This window comes from [Mycoplasma] falconis (assembly GCF_006385795.1).
Classification (GTDB): Bacteria; Bacillota_I; Bacilli_A; order Mycoplasmatales; family Metamycoplasmataceae; genus Metamycoplasma; species Metamycoplasma falconis.
This window is the reverse complement of record NZ_VFSS01000037.1, coordinates 1-462: the sequence shown is the minus strand read 5'-3', so window position 1 is coordinate 462 and position 462 is coordinate 1. Positions and strand designations below refer to the sequence as shown.

Annotated in this window: 1 protein-coding gene; it reads right to left on the bottom strand. The window is 61.3% G+C overall.

The window, feature by feature from the left end:
- Positions 1 to 462: UPF0182 family protein (locus tag FJO69_RS07770; RefSeq protein WP_170177221.1), on the bottom strand; the 462-nt coding region annotated here is incomplete at both ends.

Below are 462 nucleotides of genomic sequence, written 5' to 3'. Positions count from 1 at the left end.
CACCAGGCCGATCGCCGGAATCCGCAAGTCCCGCAGGGCGATCGCCGAGAACACTGCGGCCGCGCAAATCAACGCAATCGCCATCAGAATCAGCTTCGCCGGCAGGACGGCGTTGATATCGGTGTACCCGGCACCGGTGAACGGCTTGCCGCCACGCGTGTGCGACAGCAGCTCATACCGATCCAGCCAATAAGCAACGGCTTTAAGTAACACCAGTACCCCGACCAGGCTAACCAACTGGACGCGCGCCGAGCGGCTCAGCGCACCGGTGCGTCCGGATAGCCGAATGCCACCGAAGATATAGTGCGCCACCAGATTCGCCACGAATGCCAGAAATACCGAAACGAGCATGTAGCTGAGCATCAGCCGGTAGAACGGCAACTCGAACGCGTAGAAGCCGAGGTCCCGCCCGAACTGCGGATCCCTAACCCCAAAGTCACCGCCGTGCAGGAACAGCTGGAT